This is a genomic window from Hoeflea sp. AS60 (genome assembly GCF_038900115.1).
GTDB lineage: Bacteria > Pseudomonadota > Alphaproteobacteria > Rhizobiales > Rhizobiaceae > Hoeflea.
In genome coordinates, this window is record NZ_JBBMQP010000001.1 from 183312 (window position 1) to 208118 (window position 24807).

The 24807-nt window shown below is 58.4% G+C and carries 20 protein-coding genes; 8 read left to right on the plus strand and 12 right to left on the minus strand.

Features of this window, described 5'->3' with window-relative positions:
• Positions 1 to 62: 62 nt before the first annotated feature.
• Genes WNZ14_RS00790 through WNZ14_RS00800 form a run of 3 tightly spaced genes read right to left on the minus strand, consistent with a single transcriptional unit; the run spans position 63 to position 2897 of the window.
• Positions 63 to 1208: an extracellular solute-binding protein gene (locus tag WNZ14_RS00790; protein WP_342866717.1), complete on the minus strand. Its 1146-nt coding sequence runs from the start codon at positions 1206 to 1208 to the stop codon at positions 63 to 65.
• A gap of 37 nt (positions 1209 to 1245) precedes the next feature.
• Positions 1246 to 2031 carry an ABC transporter permease gene (locus WNZ14_RS00795; RefSeq protein WP_342866718.1) on the minus strand — a complete coding sequence of 262 codons (786 nt, stop codon included), beginning with the start codon at positions 2029 to 2031 and terminating at the stop codon, positions 1246 to 1248.
• A complete protein-coding gene (locus tag WNZ14_RS00800) occupies positions 2031 to 2897 on the minus strand; it encodes an ABC transporter permease (RefSeq protein WP_342866719.1) in 867 nt (288 codons plus the stop codon). The genes WNZ14_RS00795 and WNZ14_RS00800 overlap by 1 nt, the downstream gene beginning before the upstream one ends.
• A 107-nt stretch (positions 2898 to 3004) precedes the next feature.
• On the opposite strand from WNZ14_RS00800, the gene WNZ14_RS00805 reads away from it, so the two are divergent.
• Positions 3005 to 3964, plus strand: a complete 960-nt coding sequence (locus tag WNZ14_RS00805; RefSeq protein WP_342866720.1) for a LysR family transcriptional regulator — start codon at positions 3005 to 3007, stop codon at positions 3962 to 3964.
• 18 nt (positions 3965 to 3982) lie between these two features.
• Here WNZ14_RS00805 and WNZ14_RS00810 read toward each other — a convergent pair whose 3' ends face one another.
• From WNZ14_RS00810 to WNZ14_RS00825, 4 genes are all read right to left on the minus strand, one after another.
• Positions 3983 to 5140, minus strand: a complete 1158-nt coding sequence (locus WNZ14_RS00810) for an iron-containing alcohol dehydrogenase (RefSeq protein ID WP_342866721.1) — start codon at positions 5138 to 5140, stop codon at positions 3983 to 3985.
• A 79-nt stretch (positions 5141 to 5219) separates the two neighbouring features.
• Positions 5220 to 6218, minus strand: coding sequence for an ABC transporter permease (locus tag WNZ14_RS00815; RefSeq protein ID WP_342866722.1), 999 nt, complete (start codon positions 6216 to 6218; stop codon positions 5220 to 5222).
• Positions 6218 to 7843 (minus strand): sugar ABC transporter ATP-binding protein, encoded by a 1626-nt coding sequence (locus WNZ14_RS00820; RefSeq protein WP_342866723.1) that lies wholly within the window; start codon positions 7841 to 7843, stop codon positions 6218 to 6220. The genes WNZ14_RS00815 and WNZ14_RS00820 overlap by 1 nt, the downstream gene beginning before the upstream one ends.
• Positions 7843 to 8961, minus strand: coding sequence for a sugar ABC transporter substrate-binding protein (locus WNZ14_RS00825; protein WP_342866724.1), 1119 nt, complete (start codon positions 8959 to 8961; stop codon positions 7843 to 7845). The genes WNZ14_RS00820 and WNZ14_RS00825 overlap by 1 nt, the downstream gene beginning before the upstream one ends.
• Positions 8962 to 9237: 276 nt before the next feature.
• Between WNZ14_RS00825 and WNZ14_RS00830 the strand changes: the two genes are divergently transcribed.
• The gene (locus WNZ14_RS00830; protein WP_342866725.1) at positions 9238 to 10311 is read left to right on the plus strand and encodes a LacI family DNA-binding transcriptional regulator; all 1074 of its coding nucleotides are present in this window, start codon (positions 9238 to 9240) and stop codon (positions 10309 to 10311) included.
• A 76-nt stretch (positions 10312 to 10387) separates the two neighbouring features.
• Here WNZ14_RS00830 and WNZ14_RS00835 read toward each other — a convergent pair whose 3' ends face one another.
• Both WNZ14_RS00835 and WNZ14_RS00840 read right to left on the minus strand, forming a co-directional pair.
• A complete protein-coding gene (locus WNZ14_RS00835) occupies positions 10388 to 12166 on the minus strand; it encodes a hydantoinase B/oxoprolinase family protein (protein WP_342866726.1) in 1779 nt (592 codons plus the stop codon).
• 5 nt (positions 12167 to 12171) lie between these two features.
• Positions 12172 to 14229 carry a hydantoinase/oxoprolinase family protein gene (locus WNZ14_RS00840; protein WP_342866727.1) on the minus strand — a complete coding sequence of 686 codons (2058 nt, stop codon included), beginning with the start codon at positions 14227 to 14229 and terminating at the stop codon, positions 12172 to 12174.
• Between the two features lie 194 nt (positions 14230 to 14423).
• On the opposite strand from WNZ14_RS00840, the gene leuC reads away from it, so the two are divergent.
• From leuC to WNZ14_RS00870, 6 genes are all read left to right on the plus strand, one after another.
• Entirely contained in the window at positions 14424 to 15836 is a 1413-nt protein-coding gene (gene leuC, locus WNZ14_RS00845) for a 3-isopropylmalate dehydratase large subunit (RefSeq protein WP_342866728.1), read from the plus strand.
• Positions 15836 to 16486: a 3-isopropylmalate dehydratase small subunit gene (gene leuD / locus WNZ14_RS00850; RefSeq protein WP_342866729.1), complete on the plus strand. Its 651-nt coding sequence runs from the start codon at positions 15836 to 15838 to the stop codon at positions 16484 to 16486. The genes leuC and leuD overlap by 1 nt, the downstream gene beginning before the upstream one ends.
• A 66-nt stretch (positions 16487 to 16552) precedes the next feature.
• Positions 16553 to 17434: an isocitrate lyase/PEP mutase family protein gene (locus WNZ14_RS00855; RefSeq protein ID WP_342866730.1), complete on the plus strand. Its 882-nt coding sequence runs from the start codon at positions 16553 to 16555 to the stop codon at positions 17432 to 17434.
• Complete coding sequence (locus tag WNZ14_RS00860; RefSeq protein WP_342866731.1) at positions 17431 to 18375, plus strand: 3-hydroxyacyl-CoA dehydrogenase; 945 nt, start codon at positions 17431 to 17433, stop codon at positions 18373 to 18375. Before WNZ14_RS00855 ends, WNZ14_RS00860 begins: the two co-directional genes overlap by 4 nt.
• 60 nt (positions 18376 to 18435) lie before the next feature.
• Positions 18436 to 19743: a histidinol dehydrogenase gene (gene hisD, locus WNZ14_RS00865; RefSeq protein WP_342866732.1), complete on the plus strand. Its 1308-nt coding sequence runs from the start codon at positions 18436 to 18438 to the stop codon at positions 19741 to 19743.
• A gap of 3 nt (positions 19744 to 19746) precedes the next feature.
• On the plus strand, positions 19747 to 20508 hold the full coding sequence (locus tag WNZ14_RS00870) for an SDR family NAD(P)-dependent oxidoreductase (protein WP_342866733.1): 762 nt from the start codon (positions 19747 to 19749) through the stop codon (positions 20506 to 20508).
• An 18-nt stretch (positions 20509 to 20526) separates the two neighbouring features.
• Here the strand turns inward: WNZ14_RS00870 and WNZ14_RS00875 are convergent, their stop codons facing one another.
• The 3 genes from WNZ14_RS00875 to WNZ14_RS00885 form a co-directional block, all read right to left on the minus strand.
• Positions 20527 to 22440 carry a TRAP transporter fused permease subunit gene (locus WNZ14_RS00875; protein ID WP_342866734.1) on the minus strand — a complete coding sequence of 638 codons (1914 nt, stop codon included), beginning with the start codon at positions 22438 to 22440 and terminating at the stop codon, positions 20527 to 20529.
• A 127-nt stretch (positions 22441 to 22567) separates the two neighbouring features.
• Positions 22568 to 23512, minus strand: coding sequence for a TAXI family TRAP transporter solute-binding subunit (locus WNZ14_RS00880; RefSeq protein WP_342866735.1), 945 nt, complete (start codon positions 23510 to 23512; stop codon positions 22568 to 22570).
• A gap of 95 nt (positions 23513 to 23607) precedes the next feature.
• Entirely contained in the window at positions 23608 to 24783 is a 1176-nt protein-coding gene (locus tag WNZ14_RS00885) for an ABC transporter substrate-binding protein (RefSeq protein ID WP_342866736.1), read from the minus strand.
• Positions 24784 to 24807: the final 24 nt, after the last annotated feature.

Sequence of the window (24807 nt, forward strand, 5' to 3'; positions counted from 1 at the left end):
GCATCATGCCTCCGGTTACGGAAAAGGCCGGCCCCGTCCTCGTGACGGGGCCGGATGTAGACTTAGTATCCGCGCTGGACGCGGCCGAATTCCTTGGACCAGTCAGCCTCGTTGCCATTCCAGTAGGTCGGATTGGCAAAGGTCAGACCGGCTAGCGTGCCGGTCGCATCAAAGGCCGGCAGCTTCGGAATCTTGGCGCCGAGATCGACCTTGGTCGGGTCGAGCGCAGGCGGGTAGCTCTGGCCTTCGGCCACCGCAATCGAGGTGTCCTTGTCGAGCATGAAGTTGAGCAGTTCCTCGCATGCCGCCATCGGGCTGCCTCTGAGTACGAAAAGGCATTCCTGCCAGCCAAAACCGTTCGGCGGATCGTAATAGCCGATGTCGTGACCCTGCTCCTGAAGTGCGTAGATGCGACCGGACCAGCCTTCGGTGACATGGATTTCTTCCTCGGCCAGCAGGCTCATCAGCTCGGCGCCGGAAGCCCAGTATTTCAGCGCCAGATCGCGGTGCTTGCGCACGGCATCCCAGGCTGCATCCATGTCCTTGATGTCGTTGGGGTCCTGGCCGGTCTGCAGTGCCGCATACCAAAGCCTTGTGCGCCAGTCGCTCCAGCCGCCGATCTTGCCCTTGTATTTCTCGTCGATGAGGATCTTTGCGCCCTTTTCCTTCATCTCCTCGTCGGAGATATATTTGCGGTTATAGGCGAGCCCCGTGGTGCCATAGTCATAAGGCGCTGCGCTGAGGCTGTCTGGCGTGATCGTCTTGAACGCGTCCATCAACGCCGGCATGACGTTGTCCATGTTCGGAATGTTGGCGACGTTAAGTTCGCTCGTCAGATCGAAGCTCGCGTAACGGGCATAATCGAACACGCCGGACAGGTGAGCGATGTTGTATTCACCCGGCTGGCTGGCACGCACCAGCGCAAGATATTCATCACCACCCGGGAACGTACCGTCAACGACCTTGACGCCGGTCTTTGCGGTGTAGGGATCGAACGCATATTTGCGGAAAGCTTCCGAAACAACGCCACCCCACCCATCGAAGCGAACCTGGCTCACATCACCAGCGGCAAACGCCTGCTTGGCGAAGGGCATCTGAAGACCATAGGCAGCGCCCGCTGCACCGAGGAGGCCGAAAAAATTGCGGCGGCTGATATCGCCGTTCTGAAACCGCTCGCGCAGTCGTTCATAGCGTTTTGTGTCGTCCATTTTGTTCTCCATCTCTGGTTCAGGTTCAGTTGGCGGTTTACCCACCGCTTCTTGTTGCAAGGCTTCGGGCGATCGCCGCACCAATCAGCGGCAGCCCGACCGTCAGCACGATCATGACCGTGCCAAGAGCGTTGATCTCGGGAGAGATCGAATTGCGCAGCATCGAGAAAATCTGCGTCGGCACGGTTTCAATCCCGCCCGGCTTCCAGAACAGAGTTCCCGTGATGTCATCAAAACTGATGGTGAAGGCGAACAGTCCGCCCGCGGCCACCGCCGGCATCAAGAGCGGCAGCGTGATCGCAAAAAAGGTCTGCATCGGCGATGCGCCGAGGCTGAGCGCCGCTTCCTCGACATCCCGCTTGATGCTGACCAGCCGCGCCTGCACAACCAGAATGACGAAGGGCAGCGTGAAAATGACATGGCCCAGCAAAAGCAGCGTGAAGCTCTTGCCAAAATTGAGGAAATTCAGAAACAGAAGCAATGCCACCGCCAACACCACTTCGGGGACCAGGATCGGCGCGATCAGCAGCGTGGTAATCAGGTTCCGGCCCGGAATTTTATACCGCACCAGCGCCAGACTGGCCAAAACTCCAAGTACGGTCGAGATCACCGCGGTCAACAGGCCGAGCACGATCGAGGTCCGGAATGCCCGCATGATGGCATCGTTGTTCCACAGCACCTCGAACCAGCGGGTCGACAACCCGGTCATCGGAAAGCTGCCGAACTGATTGGCGTTGAACGACAGGAGCACCACCACCGCAATCGGCAGGAACATGAAAAGGTAGACCAGGATTGTGTAGGTGCGGATCAGACGCCAGCCCATCAGCCAAGCCCCTTCGCCAGTTGCGCCATGCCGAGATAGCGGTTGTAAATGAGTACCAGCACGCCTAGCACCATCAGGAGCAGCAGCGAAAGCGCCGAACCGAGCGGCCAGTTGAGCTGCCTGATGATCGCCTCGTAGACGAGGTTGGCAAACATCGCATCGCGCGGACCGCCGAGGATCACCGGCGTGATATAGGTGCCCGCAGCCAGAACGAAACAGAGCAGCCCACCTGCGGCCAGGCCTGGTAGCGACAATGGCAGCGTGACCTGCAAGAACCCCTGCCAGCGCGTTGCGCCGAGCGATGAGGCCGCGTCTTCCAGATTTGTATCGATGCCGTCTAGGCTCACAAAAATATTGAGTACCATGAACGGCAGCAGGAAATGCGTGAGGCCAAGGATCACGGTGGTCTCGTTGTACAGCATCTGGATCGGCTCATTGATGAGCCCGACCCACATCAATGCCGAATTAAGCGCACCGGACACACCTAAGATGTTGATCCAGCTCATCGTACGAATGATATAGCTGATCCAGAACGGCAGCATCAGAAGCACCAGAAGCACCATCTTGTTGCCTTTGGAGCGGGCGATGAAATAGGCCGCCGGATATCCCAGCACCGCGCAGGCGACGGTGGTGACGGCTGCAATCTTCAGCGTATTGAACAGGATATCGCGATAGAAAGGGTCGGTCAGCGCTTCTTGCCAGTTGTCGAGAAAAAAGCCCGGCGTATCGGCGCCCGCAGCACTCTTGAGCCAGAACGAATAGACGATGATGAACACAAGCGGCACGATTAGCAGCAGGCCGATCGCCGTCAGTGCCGGGGTCAGCAGGATCCACGGCTGCCGCGCCTCGCGTTGTTCGATGCTCATGTTCCCAACGCTCCCTGGCGTTTTTTGTTGGGATCATGATGTTGGGTCAGGTTGCATTGATCAAATAGATAATTGATATTCTATGCATAGATGATATCAATAATGAAATGAACAGCCTTACTCCACCTGAACGTCTGGCCCGGGATCTCGACTGGAATCTGCTGCGCACGTTTCTGGTTCTCGCCGATTCCCGCTCGGTTACCGAAGCAGCCGAACGGCTGAGTCTGAAACAGCCAACCGTATCAAGCGCCCTCAAGCGGCTGGAAGACCGTCTCGGCAAACGGCTCATCAACCGCAAGCCAGGACGGTTTGAGCTCACCGCCGCCGGGCGGCTGCTCTATGACGAGGCGATAGATATCCACGGCGCCATTCTTCGTCTTGGCACCGCGATCAGAGATGTCGAAGACGAAGTCAGCGGACATGTCCGCATCGTCATGGCGAGCCACGTCATCAGTCCATTGTTCGACGAGACCCTCAACAAGTTCCACAGGGATCACCCGCGCGCCACCCTGTCGATCGAGGCCATGGCCAGCCGCAGCGCCTTGACAGCGGTGGCGGCACGCCGTGCTTCGCTTGCCATTTGCCTTGTGATGGACCGCAGCCCGCAGCTGGAATACCGGCGGCTTTTCCGGGAGTATTTCGGACTTTTTTGCGGCCCCACCCATCCACTCTATGGCCGTGAAGGCATCACCATTGCTGATCTGGCAGGCCACTCGTCGGTGAGTTTCGTCACCGACCAGATGGATGACGCGCTGCGGGCGGTGGCGAAAATGCGTGCCGAAGCGCAACTCGATGCCCGGATCGTTGGCACTTCACCCAATCTCGAAGAGGTGCGGCGCATGATCATTGCAGGTCTGGGCATCGGCCCCCTGCCGTTGCATGTGGTGCGAGAAGATGTGGAACGGGGCAGGCTTTGGCGCCTGCCGCCCTATGAAGCGCCACCTGCGATCGACGTGCATGTGGTCTGGAACCCGCATGCCAAACCCAACCGCGCCGAGACCGCCATGCTCAAAGGTCTGACAGATCTGATCGCGCACACGCCAATGGATCAGCGTATTTACAGCTGATGCGCTGAAGTATCGGTCTCAGAAGGCAGCGCGGTAAATGGACAACGCATCTGCTTCGCTCACCAGACGAGGATTATTGACCAGCAAACGCGTCTGGTTCATCGCGTCCTTGGCAAGCTTCGGCAGCCAGTCCTCGGTGATCTTCATGTCGCGCAGCGTCTGCGGCAGCCCGCAATCGGCTGAAAGCGCGGCAAGCCTGTCACAAAAGGCAGCGACACGTTCCTGTCCTTCAAGCGAGGCAAGATCCGGAAACAGGTGCGGTGCAAGATCGACATAGGCATGGTGGGCCGTCACCGCGTTGAAGCGCAAAACATGCGGCAGCACCAGGGCATTCGAAAGTCCGTGAGGAATGTGGAAATGCCCGCCCAACGGATAGGCAAGCGCATGAACCGCCGCAACCGGCGAGTTGGCAAATGCCTGCCCAGCCAGCATCGAGCCCAGAAGCATGTCTGCGCGTGCATCCGCGTCACTTCCGTTTTGCACCGCCCGCAACAGGGACGGCCCCATCAATTCGAGCGCCTGAGTGGCAAGCGTGCGCGAAAGCGGATTGTTGTTGGCGCTGGCCGACGCATAGGCCTCGATCGCATGCACCATTGCATCAATGCCCGTGGCTGCGGTCACATGTGCTGGCAGGCCATAGGTCAGTTCCGGATCAAGAAGCGCGATATCCGGCAATAGCACAGGCGAAACCACGCCCATCTTCTCCGATGTTCCGGTGGTGACGATCGAAATTGGTGTCACCTCGGATCCCGTCCCCGAAGTTGTGGGCACCAGGATCAGCGGCAGCCGCGGGCCCTTGGCATTACCGACGCCATAAACCGCTTTCAGTTCTTCCTTGCCGACGGCGAGCAAAGCCACCAGCTTGGCCACGTCAAGCGAAGATCCGCCGCCAAGACCGATCACGACTTCGGCTCCGGCCGAGCGAGCAGTTTCAGCTGCAGCAAGGATCACAGCCTCTGGTGGATCTGCTTGCACGTCAGAAAACAGCGTCGTCTCTATTCCGGCCGCCTTGAGGTGATCCAGCGCCTGATCGACGATCCTTGTCGACATCATTCCGGGGTCGGTCACGAGAAAGACCCGACGCCCCATGAGGGTCAACGCAAGCTCACCGATTCGGGCAAGCGAACCTGCACCGAACTGGATGCTTTTCGTGGTGTTGAAGACAAAAGGAGACATCGGGACTTTCCCTCCGGTAAATCAGTCGACTGCGAAATGCCTACGCGACGAAGGGGACAATTGTCCACCTTCCATGGGCTCATCCGATATCGGATGCTTCGCGACCGCGCGTGATCTGGGAGATGGTTACGGCCAGGATCAGCGCACCGCCGTTGAAGACGTTGGTGACCCAGAGCGGAATGCCAAGCATGGAAAGCCCGGTAATTCCTGTTGCAAGAAAATACACCGCGACAATTGTTCCCCAGGGATTGAAACGCCCGGGCTGGATCGTCGTCGCTCCCAGGAACGCCGCAGCGAACGCCGGCAACAGATAGTTCAGGCCGGAATAGGGATCAGCCGAACCCAGTACGCCCGCATAAAGAATGCCTGCAGCCGAGGCCAGAACGGCTGACATGACCAGCGCGCCGACACGGACCTTGTTGACCGAAATCCCGTTGAGCCGCGCAACTTCCCTGCCCCGTCCGACAAACAGCAATCTGCGCCCAAGCGGCATGAAGTCGAAAATGTACCACATGATCAGCGCGGCGGCCAAAGCGTAATAGAAGGCGTAGGGGATGCCGAACAGCCGGTAGCCGACGGCTGCCATGATCAGGCTGTTGTCGATGCCGCCGATGGTCGAGGAATTGGTGATCAGCTGGACAATCCCGCTCATCAGCGAGGTCGAGCCGAGCGTGACCACAAGGGAAGGCACCCGGAAATAGACGATGAAGAGGGCATGAAACAGACCGACGGCCACGCCCATCAGCAGCACGATGACCAGAACAAGACCGATCGGCATGTGCTGCCAGACATTGAGGACACCGATGGTTGACGCCGCCAGCGTCAGGGTCGCACCGACCGAGAGATCATAGTCCCCAGCTGTCAAAGGTATGATGATTGCCAGAGCCAGAAGCGCCGCTGGCGCATAGGAGGCAAACATGATCGAAAAATTTCCCCAATTGAGGAAGTTGTTCGGGATCAGGAAGCTGAAAAGAGCGATGGTCAACGCCCAGACGATAAGCAACGCAACCCGCTCGAACTGCCGCGCATAGTTGGTCGCGGATTTGGCTGGTACGGCGGTTTTCACAGTGTCGGTCATCAGGCAACTCGCGGCGTGGTGTTCATGGAAGCGGGTCCGGCAGAGACATAGCAGGCTTCAGAAATGCCTTCCTTTGTCAGCCGGTCACCGGTGATTTCGTCGCAGATACGGCCTCTTGCGAAGACCAGTACGCGGTCGCAGATTTCGGCCAGTTGTTCGGCCTCGGAACTTGCGCAGATGATCGACATACCGCCCGCAGCGGCCTTGCGCAGTGCTGCGAAAATCTGCTGCCGGGTTCCGACATCAACGCCCTGTGTCGGCTCATCAAGCAGCAACAGCAGCGGCGAGCGGTTCATCCAGCGCGCAATCAGAACCTTCTGCGCATTTCCGCCCGAAAGTGCGGAAAGCTTCAGTGCCGGATCGTTCGGACGAACTTCATATTCCTTGCCCAGTTCTTTGGCCTCGCGCACCATGGCGCCGTTGCGCATGAAGCCGCCCCTGAAGAACCGGTCAATATCGGGCAGGAACATGTTGTCGACGATGGAAAGGCTGTCGACACCGCTGTCAGCCTGCCGGTCACCTGGCAAAAGCGCAAAACCACGCTCGATTGCATCCGCCGGGGTCAATGTCGATTGCGCAAACGCCGCGCCGTCTTCGATTTTGATCGTGCCTGATGCGCCACTGCGTGCGCCGAAAGCCAGGTAGGGAACTTCTTCGTATCCGGAACCGATTAGTCCGGTCAGTCCGAGGATCTCGCCTTTCCCGACATGCAGATCCGATGGCTGAAGCATCTTGTCGGACAGGCCTTCAAACCGCGCATAGACCGGAAAGCTCGTCTTTTCCGATTTCCGCACCTGCCCGCGGGAAATGCTTTGGCCGACGATCATCTCGACAATCTTCTCGTGCGTCGCGTCCGCTCGCGCCAATTCACCCGATTGTTTGCCGTCGCGCAAAACTGTGATCCGGTCGGTAATTTCCATCACCTCATCGATATCGTGTGAAATGAAGATGACGCTGGATCCCAGAGCAGTGATCGACCGCACCAGCTCGAACAGCTGGGCAACGCCACTTGCGGGCAGAAAGGGTGTCGGCTCATCAAGCAGGACAAGACCGGGCTTGCCGGTAATCGCGCGCGCTGCCTCGATCTCTTCAAAAGCCCGCACGATGGCCAGAAGAGCACGTTGGACTGGCGTAAGACGGTCGACTCTTTCATCGGGGTCGATATCAAGCCCGAAACGCGTCAGGGCCTGATGCGCAGCCGCTCTTTCAGCTGGCCAATTGATGAAAGCCTTGCCACCTTTCGTGAGCTCTACCAGCCGCAGGTTTTCCAGCACGGTCAGCGATGGCACCAGCCCGAGATTTTGATGAACAAAAGCCATTCCGAGCCGACGGCCCTCGCCAGCCTTGAGCGGCAGGGAAACGCGTTCACCATTGAATTGAAGTGTTCCACCTTCGTCAGGGGCGTGAAATCCGGCAAGGATCTTGACCAGCGTCGACTTGCCTGACCCGTTCTTGCCCAGCAACCCGTGAACTTCGCCGGGCAGGACATCGAAGGAGACATTCTGCAGCGCTTTCGCGCCGCCGAACGATTTGGAGAGATTGGCGACCGAGAGAACCGGGAGCGCTGTGTGCGCTCCCGGCTCGGTTGCCGGATCCTGTAGTGCCTGATCCGGCTGCTGCGTCATTATTCGACGCCCCAGAGCTTACGGAAGCCAGCCTTGTAGGCATCGCCGTAACCGGTATCGAACTGAGCAGGCGTTCCTGCTTCGGCGACATTGTCCTTGTCGAAGATGTAGAACGGGACGTTGAGTGCGGTTGGGCTCTCAAGGCCGCAAGCATCGCGCAAGTGACCATCGACAGTTGCATAGGCGATCCAGTCGAGGCTCTCGCCGATGTTCATGTCAGCCAGACCCTGTGCGATGTAGTCAAGCACGAAAGGCGTACCATTGAAGGTACCAACCTTCACTTCGCCTGTCTTGCCGGCAAGCCGTAGAGCCGGAATGACGAACTGCGACATGGAATCATAGATCGGGATGACCACGTTGATTTCCGGATTGGCCTGCACCGCTGATTGAACAGCAGTCTGGATCTTTGTGCCCCATTCGGTCACGCCGACATTGATTTCCTGGACGATCTTGCAGTCAGGGCAGTTGGCAGCCAGTTGCTTCTTGAAGTTCTCGACCAGCGGAATCGTTGGCGGCACTTCATTGGAAACAACAATCGCGATATTGGCCTTCCCATCAGTCGCAACGGCCGACCAGTCCGCCAGGATCGTTCCAACTTCACCGAAGCCGATTGTCAGCGAGCTGGAGACAACCGGGTTTTGCTCGAAGCTTGGATCATAGAAGTGCGACGTCATAACCTTGACGCCAGCTTCTTTGGCGGCTTTCAGCTGCGGTTCGATGGTGCCCGGATCGATACCGGAAATCAGATCGATGATGTCGTACTTCTCGCGCGTTGCGAGTTCGACGCCCTGAACCCACTGGCTCGGCTGGCCCTGGTTTTCCCATTCACGTACTTCAAGGCCAACTTCAGCCCCGGCTACCTTCATCCGGTCGATAATGCCTTTCAGGAACGGGTTGCCGCTGCTGTTGGGGATCGAAAGCATCTTCTTGCCAGCCGCACAGGCCTTGGCGTCAAAAGGATCGCCTGGGGCAACGAACTCGGGCTTGGACTTGTATTTGGCAATATTGGCTGTAGCACGGGCCAGCCCGTCAGATGCTTCATCTGCGAAAGTGGCCCCTGTTATGCACATAGTTGCGGCAATGGCGGTTAGCGATGCGAGTAGGACGCGCTTTGTCATTCTTGAACTCCCTGTCCTGTCTTGTGCCGCCCCTGCCCCTCAGCAGGAAAAGCACGTGATGAATACGCATGCATTGTTCGCCCAAGTGATTGACCAAGTCAATCGCCCATCCTGCGAAATCTTGAAATCCCTGCACCCGGACCGGGCTGCAATTAGCCCGTGAACAATTTCAAACGCGCACCAAAACTATTGAATACCGTGTCGCTGAACGCTATCGATTATTGTGCGTCTTTTTTGAATACGCAGTCGAGACAGGCAGATGGAAAGAAGTCGTCAATGACACGAAGCAGCAACCGGTCTACCTCATTCGATGTCGCTGCATTGGCAGGCGTATCGCAGTCTGCCGTCTCCCGCGCTTTCACGCCTGGATCCAGTATTGCAGAGGAGACACGGCAGAAGGTCTACGAAGCTGCAAGCAAGCTCAATTACGTACCGAATTCGATCGCCAGCAGCCTTACAACCAAACGCACCAACATTGTGGCCCTCATTCTGGGGCACATGGCAAACCCCTTTTACACCCATGTTTTGCACGCTTTCAGCCAGAAACTGCAGGAGCAAGGCCGTCAGGTTCTGATATTCACTGTAGATCCCGGAGCCGAGAGCGACGAAGCCATCTTGCATCTGCTGAAATATCAGGTCGATGGCGTGATTTTGACCGCAGCGCAATTATCGACCCGGATGACAAGCATGTGCCATGATCGAGGCATTCCGATCGTCCTGTTCAACCGCTACATACCCGGCAGCGACGCCTCGGGCGTACGCTGTGACAACGCCGCAGGAGGACGCCTGATCGCCGAAGCTTTCCTTGCTGCCGGCGCCCGGAGTTTCGCCATGATAACCGGTGATCCCAAAGGTTCGACCAGCAAGGACCGCGTACGTGGATTTGTCGAGCGACTGCAGGAAAATGGCGTCAAGCGCTCCGACATCATGGAAGTCGAAGGGCAGTCTTCCTATGAAGGCGCATTCAACGCCACCTTGAGCATCTTCCGCGACAAGGACCGTCCCCGTCCTGACGCGCTGTTTGGCATCAACGACATCATGGCAATGGGCGCCATCGATGCGCTGCGTTACCGACTTGGTCTTCGGGTCCCGGAAGACCTGATGGTCGCGGGCTTTGACGATATTCCAGAGGGGCGTCGCGCGCCTTATCAACTAACAACAGTACGCCAGCCGATCAACCAGATGATCGAAACGACGTTGTCCATCCTGCATCTCGACGACCCCACACATCGCATCGAGCGCGGTATAGACCGTCCGATCAGCGGACGGTTGATCTGGCGCAACACCATTCCTGTTCCGCCCGATCATCGTTGGGATACCAGCAAAGCCGAAAGCGAATCTGTCGTCTGAACCTTTCTGATACGCTATCTACCTATGACTCCGCGGCAGTGGAACATGAAAAAAGGGGCTCGAAAGCCCCTTTTTGTTATCCGGATGCCTGCCCGTTTGGAGGCGTGTAGCCGAAGTCGAAAGCTGGCGGCTCGCCACGCTTCTCCTTGGCCGCCGCACGATGCGCCACTGTAGCGGCTTCGTCAGCATGATTGTCTGCTGTCAGCACGACACCGTAGGATGTTTCTGCCTGATCCCGTGAGACCAGCCCGTAGCGAACATCGCGAGCCACAACTGAACTGTCGCGGTCGAGTGGATCGCCCCAGCCGCCTGATCCCGCGGTCTTGAACACAACGCGATCGCCCGGCTCAACCTTCAAATTATCGATCTTTGATGGAATTCGGGTCGGTGTATCCTCCCCGGCCTTGATCACCCATTTGCTGGATGTGCCGCCATGCAAGCCACCATTGATGCCCCACGGTGGAACCACCTCGCGGTCATCGTGGATTGAGACATTACCTGCCGCAAGCACCCGGTAGACCTTTTCGATCCCCGCACCGCCTCGGTGAAGACCAGGTCCGCCAGAATCCTGAATCGGGAGGTAGCGCTCAATCAGCACTGGATAATAGTTCTCGATGTACTCGATCGGCGTTGCCGAAAACAGCGGCCACCATGCGTGTCCATCGAAACCATCACCCTTGGGGCGCCCCGGCACACCACCGAACAGCAACTCCATCAGCTGGAAATACTTGTCGTCCTTGTCTGTACCCGAGAAGATGAAATGAGGGCTGGTGCCGTAACCGGCAGCCATAGACAGTTGCGGCACGAACTTGCCGAGCGCGCCTGCCTGGCAGTCAAAGAAGCGCGTATGCGTATTGAGGCGGTTCGACAGCGCCGCGGGGAACCTCGGATTGAGCAGGCTTCCCTCTGGCAACACGATCTCGAACAGATCGTAGAAGCCTTCGTTAAACAGCACCGACGGGTCGAACGACATGATCATGTAGACGCCGAAGAACAGCTTGCAGAGGCCTTCGTGAATGTGAAAGTTGATCGGCCCTTCCGCCTGGTCATCAGTTCCTGTCCAGTCGAACACGGCGATATCACCACGTCGCGAGATGGTCAGCGTCATCTTGAACGGACCATTTCCCAGACCATCATCATCGACATAGTCGGTGAAGCTTACCGGCTCTTCTGGAATGTATTTCCGGATCACCTGGCGCATAGCTTCGCGAGTACGCGCCAGAAGCATGTCGCACGCTGTCATGTAGGTCTCGCGACCGAAACGGTCACAGATCTCGCGCACCCGGGTTGATGCCGTGCGGCAGCCCGCAATCAACGCCATCAAGTCAGCCCGGTTCATGTCAGGCGTACGTGAATTGTTGAGCATGATATCAAGGACGCCCTGATTGAGCACGCCCTTGTCGTAGATCTTCACCGGCGGTACGCGCAGGCCTTCTTCCCAGATCGTGCGGGCATTGGCAGGCATAGAGCCCGGCACGGAACCACCAACATCGACCATGTGGCCGAAGATCGAGGAGAATCCGACCAGCACCTTCTCGTGGAAGATCGGCAGCATCACGCACCAGTCGTTGTTGTGCGAGATAGAGCCCTTGGAAGCGTAGGGGTCATTCCAGACGAAGATATCGCCTTCATTCACATCTCCGCCGAATTTCTCGACGACAGACGGAATATAGGAACCGAACTGGCCAACAATCATCTGGCCGCGTTCATTGCAGATCATCGGAAATTCGTCGTGCTGCTCGCGAATAACCGGCGAGAGCGAGATGCGGACGACAACGCCGTCCATCTCGAAGCGGGCATTCTTGAGCGCGTTCTCGATGATGTCGAGAGTGATGGGATCGACTTTGGTTGCCATCTTGATCACTTTCCCTTCGAAATTGGCCAGATGAGGACGTTGCCGTGCTCATCGATCTCGGCATAGTGAGCCGGCAGCAGCACGGTGGTGGTGTCATATTGCCGAATGATCGCCGGGCCTTCGACCCGGCTACCGACGCCGAGCTTGCCCCGGTCGTAATGCGGCGTGTCTTGCCAGGCGCCATCGAAATAGGCCGGACGGGTCTCCATGATTGCAGCAGCAATATCGCTGCCAACGCCCGTCGGCGCAGTTTCATTGACGGGCTCCGTTGCACCGCGCGCAACGACCCGCAACGCAACCAGTTCCACCGGAACTGTGAAGCGCACGCCGTAGAGACGTTCATGCAGTGCGTGGTAATCAGCAAGAATTGGATCCAGCCCGCCTTTCTGGCGAACAAGATCGGCACTCACATCCACAGAGACTTCAAAGCCCTGCTGCTCATAGCGCAGATCGAGCGTGTACTGGATCGATGCATCTTCAGCATCAACCTCCTGCTCCTTGAGCCAAGCCTGAGCCTTGTCTTCGAGTTCAGCAAACCGCGTCCACACGGTCGCCGGATCAAGTCCGACTGTTGAGCGTATATAGGTCTGAACGAACTCGTTCTTGAAATCGGCTTCGAGAAAGCCGAGCGCCGACAGCACGCCGGGATTGGGTGGAACCATCACTGGATAACAGCCGAGCAATTCCGCGATTGCGTTAGCATGCAACGGTCCGGCGCCGCCGAAGGCGACAATGCCGAATTCACGCGGATCAAGGCCACGCTGCACCGTTATAACACGCAAAGCGCCAAGCATGACTTCGTTGGCAATATCGATGATGCCCTTTGCGGCGTCTTCCGGCGACAGACCGAGTGTTTCGCCGATACCGGCAACAGCCTTTCGTGCGCCTTCAACATCGAGCGACATGTCACCGCCGAGAAGTACGGGCGGAAGATAGCCGAGCACGACATTGGCGTCACTTACAGCCGGCTCAGTACCGCCCCGACCGTAGGACACAGGACCCGGATTGGCTCCGGCACTGCGGGGACCGACACGAAGCGAACCCGTCAGCTCGGACACGTCGGCGATGGAGCCACCGCCTGCGCCCACGCTGCGCACATCAAGCGTTGGAACTTTGGCCGGGAACATCCCGACCTCGGTGGAACGCGAGATCGTCGCCTCACCATCGATAATCACCGACACGTCAGTCGACGTACCACCCATATCAAAGGCCAGCAGCTTGGAGAAACCGGAGCGCCGGGACAGCATAACCGTGCTGGTCACGCCACCGGCAGGGCCGGAAAGAACTGTATGAACGGGCCGCTCGGATGCTGCAGCAGCGCTCATCAAACCGCCGTCAGACCGAACGATATGCAGACGCGCACTGACACCTTCCTGCTTGAGCCGATCTTCGATGCGCGACAGGTAGCGCTTCATGATTGGCCGAACATAGTCGTTCATAACGGTAGTGATGGCCCGGTCGTATTCGCGAAACTCCGGTAGAATGTCGGACGAAAGCGATACCGGAATGTCCGGATAGCGGGCCGCGACGATATCGGCAAGCGCACGCTCATGTTCCGCATTGGCGTAAGAGTGCATAAGCGAGATCGTCAGCGCTTCGATACCCGAGCTGCAAAGATCATCAATCAGCGCAGTGGCTTTCTCGATATCAAGCTCACGCACAATCTCGCCCCGCGCATTCATGCGCTCGGGAATGCCACGCGTATCGGCAAGCGACGCCAGCGGATCAGGCTTTTCCATGTTGATCCAGCCGAACAGCGGCCCGGGCGTCCAGGCCTTTGCCAGATGCAGCGTGTATTCGAACCCTTCCGTCACCAGCAGACCGACGCGTGCGCCCTTGCCTTCAAGCACGGCGTTGGTCGCGACAGTTGTTCCATGCAGGATCAACTCGATGTCCGACGGCGAAATGCCAGCCTTCTCGCAGATCAGCTTGACGCCGGCAGCGACGCCGATCGACTGATCTTCCGGCGTTGAAGGCGTTTTGGCCTCAAAGGTGCGCTGCGTTTTCTCATCATGCAGCAGAAGATCGGTGAACGTGCCACCAACGTCGACGCCTAGTCTCATGTCAATTCCTCTATGCGCATTGTCATCTCCATTTCGCATGGGTCTCCAAAAGGATGTTGCATGCGTATTCAATTCAACATAGATTGCCTTTCTCCCCAATCGCAACAGGAAAATGCGCTGGGTGCCGACATTTTTCTCCGCCGATCCGGGTCGTCCGCATCATCGCCACCATGCCTCGGGACTGAAAAACGCCAATGAACGCAAAAACGCTTTACGAAAAAGTCTGGCAGAGCCACGTCGTCAAGGAATATGACGATGGAACGTCGCTGCTCTACATCGACCGCCACCTGGTTCAGGAGGTATCAAGCCCGCAGGCTTTTGCCGGCTTGATAGAGCAGAACCGGCCTTTGGCGCGGCCATCTGCGCACATTTCCGTGGCTGATCACGCTGTGCCAACTCGCGATAGGCATCTGCCATTGGCCGAAGGTCTGGCCTCGCGGCAGGTGGCGCGCCTTATCGAAAACTGCAAGCACTTCGGCATCGACTATATCGAAATGACCGACGATCGGCATGGCATCGTCCACGTTATCGGACCGGAACTGGGCTTCACACTACCCGGCGCCACTCTGGTTTGCGGCGACAGCCACACCTCGACCCACGGTGCATTCGGCACCATCGCCTTCGGCATCGGTGCGAGTGAATGTGAATGCGTATTCGCCACCCAGACACTGCGTCAAAAAAAGCAGAAGACAATGCGCGTCACGCTCAATGGCGCCTTGCAGTCGGGCGTCGCCGTCAAGGACATCATTCTGGCGCTGATTGCCAAGATCGGCACCAATGGTGGTGTCGGCTATGCAATTGAATATGCAGGTGCGGCAATCGCCACACTGTCCATGGAAGCACGCATGACCTTGTGCAACATGTCGATCGAGGCTGGCAGCCGGGTCGGCATGGTTGCACCTGATGAAACCACATTCTCCTACCTAAAGGGTCGACCACTGGCACCCACGGGCAACGCTTGGGACGCTGCAATCGCCCATTGGCGGAGCTTGCCAAGCGAACCTGACGCAGTGTTCGACCGCGAGGTCGAGCTTGACGTTGCGACCCTGTCGCCGCACGTGTCCTGGGGAACCAACCCCGGAGAAACCAGCCCGGTATCTGATCATGTCCCGGACCCGGCCAGCGAATCCGATCCAGTCAGGCGCGGCAAGATCGAACGCAGCCTTGCCTATATGGATCTGAAGGCTGGCATGCCTTTGGAAGACATCAGGATTGATCACGTCTTCATCGGCTCCTGCACCAATGGGCGGCTTGAGGATATGCGCATTGCCGCATCAGTCCTCAAAGGCAGACGGGTAGCTCCAACAGTGACAGCAATCGCCGTGCCTGGCTCTGCCAGTGTAAGACTGCAAGCGGAGGCCGAGGGTCTCGACCTCATCTTCAAAGAAGCGGGTTTCGAATGGCGCGCGTCCGGATGCTCCATGTGCGTGGCCATGAATGATGACCGGCTCAAGCCCGGCGAGCGCTGCGCGTCTACTTCCAACCGCAATTTCGAAGGTCGCCAAGGCCAGGGTGGCCGCACCCATTTGATGAGCCCCGCCATGGCTGCAGCCGCGGCAATTGCCGGCCACTTGATTGATGTGCGCAAATTGGGATCTACCAACTGATGCAGAAATTCACGAAAATCACCAGCGTGGCCGCTGCGCTGCGCGAAGCCGATGTCGATACAGATGTCATTTTCCCGGCCCGCTTCCTGCTGCTGCTCGACAAGGCCGGCCTAGGAAAGCACTTGTTCCACGAACGGCGCAATGCCAGGGGTGGTGGCAAGACCGACTTCGTGCTCAACACAGCTCCCTTCGACAAGGCGGAAATTCTGGTTGCAGGCTCCAATTTCGGCTCCGGCTCAAGCCGCGAACAGGCCGTTTGGGCGCTCACCGATTTTGGCATCCGGTGCGTCATTGCGCCAAGTTTTGGCGAGATCTTCTATTCCAATTGCTTCAAGAACGGCGCCTTGCCGCTGGTCATTGAGGGCGACGCTCATGAACGCGTAATGCTGGCCGCGGAAAGCGGCAAGCCCCTGACCGTCGATCTGGAAGCCCAGACAGTCGTGTTGCCCGATGGCGAAGGCATCGGGTTCGAAATCGATCCCTATCGGCGACGGACGTTGATGCTCGGCCTTGATGAAATAGGCAGCATTCTTGCCGACGATGCCTCAGAGATTGCAGCATTCGAGGCCGGCCATCGCAAAGATCAGCCCTGGCTGTTTCTCGATGATGGACGGCTCGAACGTCTGTTCTCCGGAACACGGTCCAGCTAAGTTTCAGTTATCAACTTCTCCCCTGGCGGGTCCCAAGCTCGTCACTTCACACTACAGGAACCAAGAATGAGCAAACCAAGTCTCAAGGCCGCGCTCGAATCCGGTCAGTTTGTTCTTGCGCCGGGCATCCACGACATGATCACCGCCGCCGTCAGCAACAAGATCGGTTTCGATTTCGTCTATGCTTCTGGCTACTGGATGACGGCGTCGGCGCTTGGCCTGCCGGATGCAGGCATCGCAAGCTACACCCAGATGGTCGATCGCGTCGCCACACTCTGCCGGACGTCCAATGCTGGCGTCATTGCGGATGCCGACACCGGCTATGGCGGCCTTCTCAACGTGCATCACACCGTCCGCGGGTATGAAGAGGCGGGCGTCGTGGCCATTCAGATCGAGGACCAGGAGTTCCCGAAGAAATGCGGCCACACGCCGTTCAAGCGCGTGGTGCCGATGATAGACATGGTCGAGAAGATCAAGGTCGCGGTGGAAGCACGACGCAATCCGGAAACCCTGATAATCGCCCGTACCGATGCGCGTCAGACAGACGGTTTCGAAGGTGCCATGAAACGTGGGATCGCCTATGGCGAGGCGGGAGCCGATGTCGTCTTCCTCGAAGCGCTGGAAAGCGAAGACGAGATGCGCGACGCCTGCAGCCGCATATCCAAACCGATGATGGCCAACATGGCCGACGGCGGACGCACACCAATCCGCTCCAAGGAAGAGCTGCAGGCAATGGGCTACAACATGGCGATTTTCCCCGCCGCCACCGGCCTTGCAGCAGCAGCAGCAGCCGAAGCCGTTCTCAAGCTTCTGAAGAACGAGGGAACGTCGCTTTCGCCAGATGTGCCCCTGTTCAATTTCAGCGAATTCAACTCTCTGATCGGCTTTGACGAGGTCTGGGAATTCGAACGGCGCTGGGCACGCGATCCAAAGGTAACGACCGAATGAGCAAGGTCGCATGTATCGGCGCGGGGACGGTCGGACGGGCATGGGCCGTCGTCTTCGCCCGCGCTGGCCATGAGGTGAAGCTTTTCGACTCGCTCGAGGGTGAGGCTGCCGGCCGAGCGATGGCTGGGGCCAGGCGAACCTTGGAGCTCTTTGACGAAAATGGCATGTTGGACGAGCCGGTCGACAATGTGCTCGACCGTATCATCCCGTCACCCTCGATCGCCGAAGCGGTAGTAGGTGCGGATTACGTTCAGGAAAGCGTACGCGAAGATACCGACACCAAGAGACAAGTCTTCGCGGAAATCGCCGCCCATGCGCAGCCGGATGCCGTATTGGCCTCCTCCACTTCTGCCATACCCGGCTCGGACTTTCTGGGCCATGTCGTCAATCCTGACCGCGCCTTGGTGGTCCACCCCGTCAATCCGCCCTCACTGATCCCGTTGGTAGAATTGTGCGGCACAAAGTGGACGAGCCCGGATGTGCTGGAACGCGCCCGTGCATTCATGACCGAGGCCGGCATGCGGCCGATCGTGGTCAAGAAGGAAATTGACGGTTTCACTCTCAACCGCCTTCAGTTTACGCTTGTAGCCGAGGCGCTACATCTCGTTGGTGAGGGCTATTGCACGCCGGAGGATATCGATGCGGTTCTGACTGACGGCCTGGCGCTCCGCTGGGCCTCTATGGGGCCCTTTGAAGTCGCCCACCTCAACGCCCCGGACGGGCTGCAGGGGTTTGTCGACCGGCTCGGTCCGATGATGCGCCATCTCGGCAAATCAGCCCGGACCGACTACGACTGGACGCCGGAACAGATTGCCGATGCTCATGCAAGGCTCGAAAGCCGGATCCCGGGCGACATGATCGCACAACGCCAGGCCTGGCGTGACAGCCGCATTCTTGCGCTCCGGCGCATGAAGCGGGACGTCACAGACCCCCTCGCCTGATACTTACACCACTTACGTGGCGCCGATCCGGCCCGCGTACCGGTTTTGAACGGAGACTTGATGATGAAATACCTCAAGCAAGGCAAGCAGGCCGAGGCAATCGCGAATGAGGACAGCAAGGTCCGCGCGACCGTCGAAAGCGCGTTGGCAGACATCGCCGCTCGCGGCCATGCCGCTGTACGCGAGATGTCGGTCAAATTCGATGGCCTGGATCGCGACGACTACCGCCTGAGCGATAGCGAGATCAACGATTGTCTGAGTCAGCTGTCCCAGCGAAACATCGATGACATCAAGTTTGCACAGACACAGGTGCGCAATTTCGCCGAACACCAGCGCGACGCAATGCTTGATATCGAAGTCGAAACGCTTCCGGGCGTCGTACTTGGGCACAAGAACATTCCGATGAATTCGGTCGGCTGCTATGTCCCCGGCGGCAAGTACCCGTTGCTGGCGTCGGCCCATATGTCCGTCGTGACTGCCAAGGTTGCCGGCGTTCCGAGGATCATCACCTGCGCGCCGCCGTTCCAGGGCAAGCCTTCAGCGGCAATCGTCGCCGCTCAGCATCTTGCCGGTGCCGACGAGATCTACTGCCTCGGCGGTATCCAGGCTATTGGCGCAATGGCGCTTGGGACCGAGCAGGTCGCGCCGGTGGATATGCTGGTGGGCCCCGGCAACGCCTTCGTGGCCGAAGCCAAGCGCCAGCTCTACGGACGTGTCGGCATCGACCTATTCGCCGGTCCAACAGAAACGCTGGTCATCGCTGACGAAACCGTGGATGGCGAGATCTGCGCTACCGATCTTCTCGGCCAGGCCGAACATGGACCGAACTCGCCTGCAATCCTGCTGACAACCTCGGAGAAGCTGGCTCGGGAAACAATGGCCGAAGTGGAGCGCCTTCTCTCCATCCTGCCAACGGCAGAAATTGCCCGCCAGGCGTGGAACGATTACGGCGCGGTCATCGTCTGTGAAGACGACGCAGAAATGGTCAAGGTCGCCGATGACATCGCCTCTGAACATGTTCAGGTGATGACCAGGGATCCGGACTATTTTCTGGCCAACATGACCAATTATGGCGCGCTGTTCCTGGGCGCCAGAACCAATGTTGCCTTTGGCGACAAGGTCATCGGCACCAATCATACGCTTCCAACGAAAAAGACCGCGCGTTACACCGGCGGCCTCTGGGTCGGGAAATTCCTCAAGACCGTAACCTATCAGCGCGTCTTGACCGATGAAGCTTCAGCAATGATCGGCGAATACTGCTCGCGGCTCTGCATGCTGGAAGGGTTTGCCGGCCATGCCGAGCAGGCCAACGTCCGCGTGCGCCGCTACGGTGGCAAGAACGTTCCCTATGCGACGGCTGCGGAGTAACCGGTGAAGGATCTCGCCGAACTGTTCAGACTTGATGGAAAACGGGCTCTGGTAACAGGAGCCGGACGCGGAATAGGCCTTCATGCGGCCCGCGCACTGGCTGCTTACGGCGCGCATGTCACCCTCGTGGCACGCAATGAAGCAGAAATCGTTGACGCCGCAAAAGCGATCATCGAAGAAGGCGGGGACGCCGAGGCCATGGTCCTCGACGTCACTGACATCGACGACGTCCGGCGGAAGATAGAGGCCGCACCACCGTTCGACATTCTGGTCAACAACGCCGGCACAAACCGCCCGGGCCCCTTCGTTGAAGTCGAACCGGAAAGTTTTGACCTGGTCAATGAACTCAACGTCAAGGCTGCGTTCTTCGTGGCCCAGTCGGTGGCACGACGTCTTATAGAAGCCGGCCTTCCCGGCTCGATCATCAACATCTCCTCGCAAATGGGCCATGTCGGAGCCGCAAACCGGACAATTTACTGCACAACCAAATTTGCGGTCGAAGGGATGACGAAGGCGATAGCCGTCGAACTCGCCCCGCATGGCATCCGGGTGAATTCGATTTGCCCTACATTCATCGAAACGCCGATGACCGCGCCTTTCCTCGAGAACGAAGCCTTCAAGGCTTCGGTACTGTCGAAGATCAAGCTTGGGCGCTTGGGAACAGTGGAAGACCTGGCAGGCGCTCTGATCCTGCTCGCCGGCGACGCATCCGGCCTGATGACCGGATCTTCTCTTCTCGTCGATGGTGGCTGGACGGCTGAGTAACGCCAGATCCGCCTTGCCCTATGCCTTGAGCCCATCTGCCTTTGGGCTGAAGGCAAAGGAGACAACCAGCAGCACGAGACCGAATGCGCTGACTGCGTATTCCAGCGTATGGCCGCCGAACTCAGCCAGCGGCATGATCACCAGCAGACCCACCACAGCCCAGACGACCCTAAGCAACGGATTGAGCGGGCGGAGGCTGTGCCCCACAAGGCCACCAGTCACCAGCACCAGCGCCATCAGCGAACTGGCAAACACATAGCCGATGTGAAACCACGAACCGACGAGCAGGAGGCCCGGCTTGTAGATGAACAGGAACGGCAGGAAGTAGGCGATCCAGCCAAAGCGGAAGGCTTCCAGCTCGGTGGCGCTCTTTGTCGCCCCGGACAGGCTTGCCGCGGCAAAGCTTGCGAGCGCGATCGGCGGCGTTATCATCGACAGGATGCCGTAATAGAGCACGAACATATGCGCGGCGATCGGCTCGATGCCAAGCTGCACCAGTGAGGGTGCTGCCAGCGACGCCAGAAGCAGGTAGACACCCGTTGTTGGCAGGCCAAGCCCCAGGACAATGCTGATGGCCGCAGTCAGCAGCAGCAGGCCGAACATGCTTTGCCCGCCGAAATCGAGCAGATACAGAGACAGCGCAAATCCGAAGCCGGTGGTCGAGATCAGCCCGATGATCATTCCCGCGACCGCGGTGATCAGCAGTACATCGCAGGTGTTGCGTCCCGTATCGATGACAGCCGTCAGGATCTGTCCCGGAGACATGCCCTGCTTGCTCCCCCTGCTGATCCCGATGGCAAGACCACCAATGATCAGCGCCACTATGGCCCACACTGCCGCCACCTCAGCCCGCATATTCCAATGGAATATACCGGTCAGGAGCACGCCAAAGGCGATGATGGCCAGCCAGCCTTCCTTGACGATGGTGACCATCGTATTGCGCTGAATGTCCTTCAGCGAGGCAATGTTGTCGCGCCGTGAAATGAAGTCGATCTGAACATAGAGAGACAGGTAATAGAGGATCGCGGGTAGCAGCGCTGCCAGCAAGACGGTCTTGTAGGGAACCTGAAGGATCTCAGCCATCAGGAAGGCGGCAGCTCCCATGACTGGCGGCATCAACTGCCCGCCGGTCGAAGCAACAGCCTCGATACCGCCAGCCTGAGCAGCCTTGAACCCGGACCGCTTCATCAAAGGAATGGTCATGATTCCGGTCGACATCACATTCGAAACAGCACTTCCCGATACGGTGCCGAAAAGCGCTGATGCGGTGACCGCCACTTTTGCGGCATTGCCTGGGCCGTTGCCTGCAACGCGCATGGCAAGCTGGGTAAAGAAGTCGCCACCGCCGCACGCCATCAGCAGACCGCCGAACAGAACGAACACCACCACGACAAAGGCCGCGATCTGCAGCGCCTGCCCCCAGACCGCAGAGGAATCCGCACCGATGAAACGCAGCACGTCAGCCGCAGCCATCGGCCGTCCCTGCAACGGGCCAGGCACCCAATCGCCGAAGACGGCATAAAGGAAAAGCACTGCGAAGATGAAGATAAGCGTCCAGCCAACCACCCGCCGCAATGCCTCGAGCGTGAGCAGGGTCACAGCAATACCGATCAACAGCGTTTCTGTCGGAAACAGATGCGTCGCTTCGGAAAGAACCGGGAAACGGACAAAGATATAGCAACTCAGAGCAACCGAGATTGCAGCAAGCGCGGCATTGACTGGCACCGCAAGCGGCGAAGCCGATGTGTTCGGCCTGCAAAAGACCACGGCCAGCGCGGCACCCAACATCAGAACGACAATCTGCTCGGGATAGATGAGGAGCCCGAGCCGCTGTGGCACAGCCATCACCCACAGGACTGCCATGACGGGCACAAACAACGAAAAGGCCGAGGAGACCATATTCATTGCCCTGGTCATTTGTGCTTCAGCCAATTTATTGTCTCCATTCGCACCGCGTCGCGTTCACAGGGACGCCGCTCACTGAAACCCTTGTGAGCGGCGCTCTTTATTCAGATCATTGCGGCAAGCTTTACCTGCCACGGGATCGAGACAGGGCGGCTCAGTTGCCGGTCCAGATGCCCACGCTCTTGTAGAACTCGACGGCGCCGGGATGATACTCGAGCGTCGTCACACGGGCGAGCTTGGCAGGATCGAATTCACTCCAGATCGGTCCCGATTCCTGCAGGCTGGCCTTGCCTTCATACAACGCCTTGGCCACCTTCACGACCGTCTCGTTGGGGACGTCGACATTGGCAAACAGCGTGTAATCATAGGAGAAGATGACCGTATCTGCCGTGATACCGGCCGATTCTGGCAACTCGGTTCCTTTTTTCAGCGAAGTGCCAGGCAGGCTTTCCGATAGGATGGTCTCGTCGCCGTCCTTGTAGTCGAGGAAACGTACGCCGCCTGTCGAAGCTTCAATGTCGAGTGCCGATTGAGAACCAGCGGTCGCGATGGTCACGTCTGTGGTGCCGTCCTTGATCGCCTGAAACATGGCAGGAAAGTTCGCGATCGGCACGCTGGTTACGTCATCATAGGTAAGATCAGCTGTGGCAAGCGAGGCACGGACAATGAAATCGCCGAGCGAATTGGCCGGAAACCGCGGCACGCGCTTGCCCTTTAGGTCGGCCATGGTCTTCATGCCGGATTCGGCAGTGACCAGCAAACCGGCATTGAACGGAATGAGGGATGCGACCATGCGCAGGTTGGGATGCGGCTGGCCTTCAGACATGCCGGTCCCCGAGATTGCATAGGAAGTCTGCGGGAAGTTGGCGATACCGAATTCAACGCGGCCCGAATCCACCAGTGGCAGATACTGCGCCGTATTGGCCATCACCTGCGGCCTGACCATGAGATCGGAAAGCTCCGAGATAGTCTTCGCAAGAGCGATGGAAATCTGCGAGGTCGCGCCGCCCTTGGTCGTTGCCAGGCCGACTGTCTGGGCTGCGGCCGACCCGCAGACTGCGCCTGCCAATGCAACGGCGATTATCAAACGTTTCAACATTTCAAGTTCCTCTTGATAGCGTGTTCGAACGGTGAGAGGCCCTTGCCGTCCGCAGGAAAGGCCTGCGCAGCATCAGGCTGCGCAGGCCGTCTAAATTACTCGCACTTGTCGGCAGGAGCCGAGTCGAACTTTGTCCATTCGCCGTCCTTAATCTCGATGATGTAGCCCGGCAGCTCGGCATCATGACCATTAAAGCAGATGTTGTCGCCCAGAATACCGGAGAAAGTCACGCCTTCCATACCGGCGACAATCGCTTCGCGCTCTTCTTCGAGCTTCGCAGGATCGCCTGTCGTGCCAACCTTTTCCATCACCTGCTTCAGGAGAAAGAAGGTATCGTAGGCCTGCGCGTCGGAATGGTGGGCACCGGCTTTCTTGATACCGCGCTTGGCAGTTTCGGCGATGAACTTCTCGTTGAAGGCTTCTGAAGCGGGGCTGAAGCCCTTCCAGAAACCGGCGACCAGCATGGTGCCGTTGCCTTCAGGGCCGAACAATTCGACGACGTTCGGATCGGCAAAGATCTGCGAGCCGATGATCCGGCCCTTGTATCCCTGGCGGCGCAATTCGCCGATGACCTTGGAGGCCGAATCCGGCAGTGCAGCGATGGCGACGAGATCAGGATTTGAAGCCAGGATCTGGGCAGCCTGAGCCGACATGTCGAAGCTCTTGTACTGAACCGGAATCGGCTCGCCATGCTTGATGCCTGCCGCTTCCAGCAATGCCGGATAAAGCTTGGTGCCTGCAGCGTTCGAGACGACTTCTTCCGAGATATATACGATCTCGGCGGTGTCGGACTTGATACCGTTCGCCTTCAGCGACTTGAGTAGACGGCCGAACTGCTTGAATTCGTCCTCGGTGAGGCGCCAGCCATATTTGCGGCCTTCGGTCAGGCCCGGGGCAGATGCCGATGTCGGCATCATCAGGACTTTGAGGCGCTCTGCATCATTAAACGCAACAGCGGATTCGCCGGAAGAAAAAGGTCCGACAATCGCCAGAACACCATCATCCTGCGCCAACTTGCGGGTACCGACAGATGCCTGCTTCGGATCCGAGCCCGTATCAAAGCGGATGACTTCCACCTGCTTGCCGTTGATGCCGCCTGCAGCATTGATTTCATCAACTGCGATGTCGACAGCTGTCAGCGTCGGCTCGCCTGCGCTTTTGAGAAAGCCGGCGGTAACGACAATATTGCCGATCTTGATGGTATCCGCTGCCCACGCGGTGCTTGCCAGAAGCGACAACGCGCCCGCGGCCAGGATTGATTTGATGTTCATGAATAGTCTCCCTTGGTTGATAGT

Excerpts from the sequence above, each read along its gene's own strand:
- WNZ14_RS00835 (WP_342866726.1), bottom strand. The coding sequence starts at position 12,166 with ATGGCAACCAAAGTCGATCCCATCACTCTCGACATCATCGAGAACGCG.
- WNZ14_RS00810 (WP_342866721.1), bottom strand. The coding sequence starts at position 5,140 with ATGTCTCCTTTTGTCTTCAACACCACGAAAAGCATCCAGTTCGGTGCA.
- leuD (WP_342866729.1), top strand. The coding sequence starts at position 15,836 with ATGCAGAAATTCACGAAAATCACCAGCGTGGCCGCTGCGCTGCGCGAA.
- WNZ14_RS00855 (WP_342866730.1), top strand. The coding sequence starts at position 16,553 with ATGAGCAAACCAAGTCTCAAGGCCGCGCTCGAATCCGGTCAGTTTGTT.
- WNZ14_RS00815 (WP_342866722.1), bottom strand. The coding sequence starts at position 6,218 with ATGACCGACACTGTGAAAACCGCCGTACCAGCCAAATCCGCGACCAAC.
- WNZ14_RS00880 (WP_342866735.1), bottom strand. The coding sequence starts at position 23,512 with ATGTTGAAACGTTTGATAATCGCCGTTGCATTGGCAGGCGCAGTCTGC.
- WNZ14_RS00885 (WP_342866736.1), bottom strand. The coding sequence starts at position 24,783 with ATGAACATCAAATCAATCCTGGCCGCGGGCGCGTTGTCGCTTCTGGCA.
- WNZ14_RS00795 (WP_342866718.1), bottom strand. The coding sequence starts at position 2,031 with ATGGGCTGGCGTCTGATCCGCACCTACACAATCCTGGTCTACCTTTTC.
- WNZ14_RS00805 (WP_342866720.1), top strand. The coding sequence starts at position 3,005 with ATGAACAGCCTTACTCCACCTGAACGTCTGGCCCGGGATCTCGACTGG.
- WNZ14_RS00840 (WP_342866727.1), bottom strand. The coding sequence starts at position 14,229 with ATGAGACTAGGCGTCGACGTTGGTGGCACGTTCACCGATCTTCTGCTG.
- WNZ14_RS00800 (WP_342866719.1), bottom strand. The coding sequence starts at position 2,897 with ATGAGCATCGAACAACGCGAGGCGCGGCAGCCGTGGATCCTGCTGACC.
- WNZ14_RS00860 (WP_342866731.1), top strand. The coding sequence starts at position 17,431 with ATGAGCAAGGTCGCATGTATCGGCGCGGGGACGGTCGGACGGGCATGG.
- WNZ14_RS00820 (WP_342866723.1), bottom strand. The coding sequence starts at position 7,843 with ATGACGCAGCAGCCGGATCAGGCACTACAGGATCCGGCAACCGAGCCG.
- hisD (WP_342866732.1), top strand. The coding sequence starts at position 18,436 with ATGATGAAATACCTCAAGCAAGGCAAGCAGGCCGAGGCAATCGCGAAT.
- WNZ14_RS00790 (WP_342866717.1), bottom strand. The coding sequence starts at position 1,208 with ATGGACGACACAAAACGCTATGAACGACTGCGCGAGCGGTTTCAGAAC.
- WNZ14_RS00830 (WP_342866725.1), top strand. The coding sequence starts at position 9,238 with ATGACACGAAGCAGCAACCGGTCTACCTCATTCGATGTCGCTGCATTG.
- WNZ14_RS00825 (WP_342866724.1), bottom strand. The coding sequence starts at position 8,961 with ATGACAAAGCGCGTCCTACTCGCATCGCTAACCGCCATTGCCGCAACT.
- leuC (WP_342866728.1), top strand. The coding sequence starts at position 14,424 with ATGAACGCAAAAACGCTTTACGAAAAAGTCTGGCAGAGCCACGTCGTC.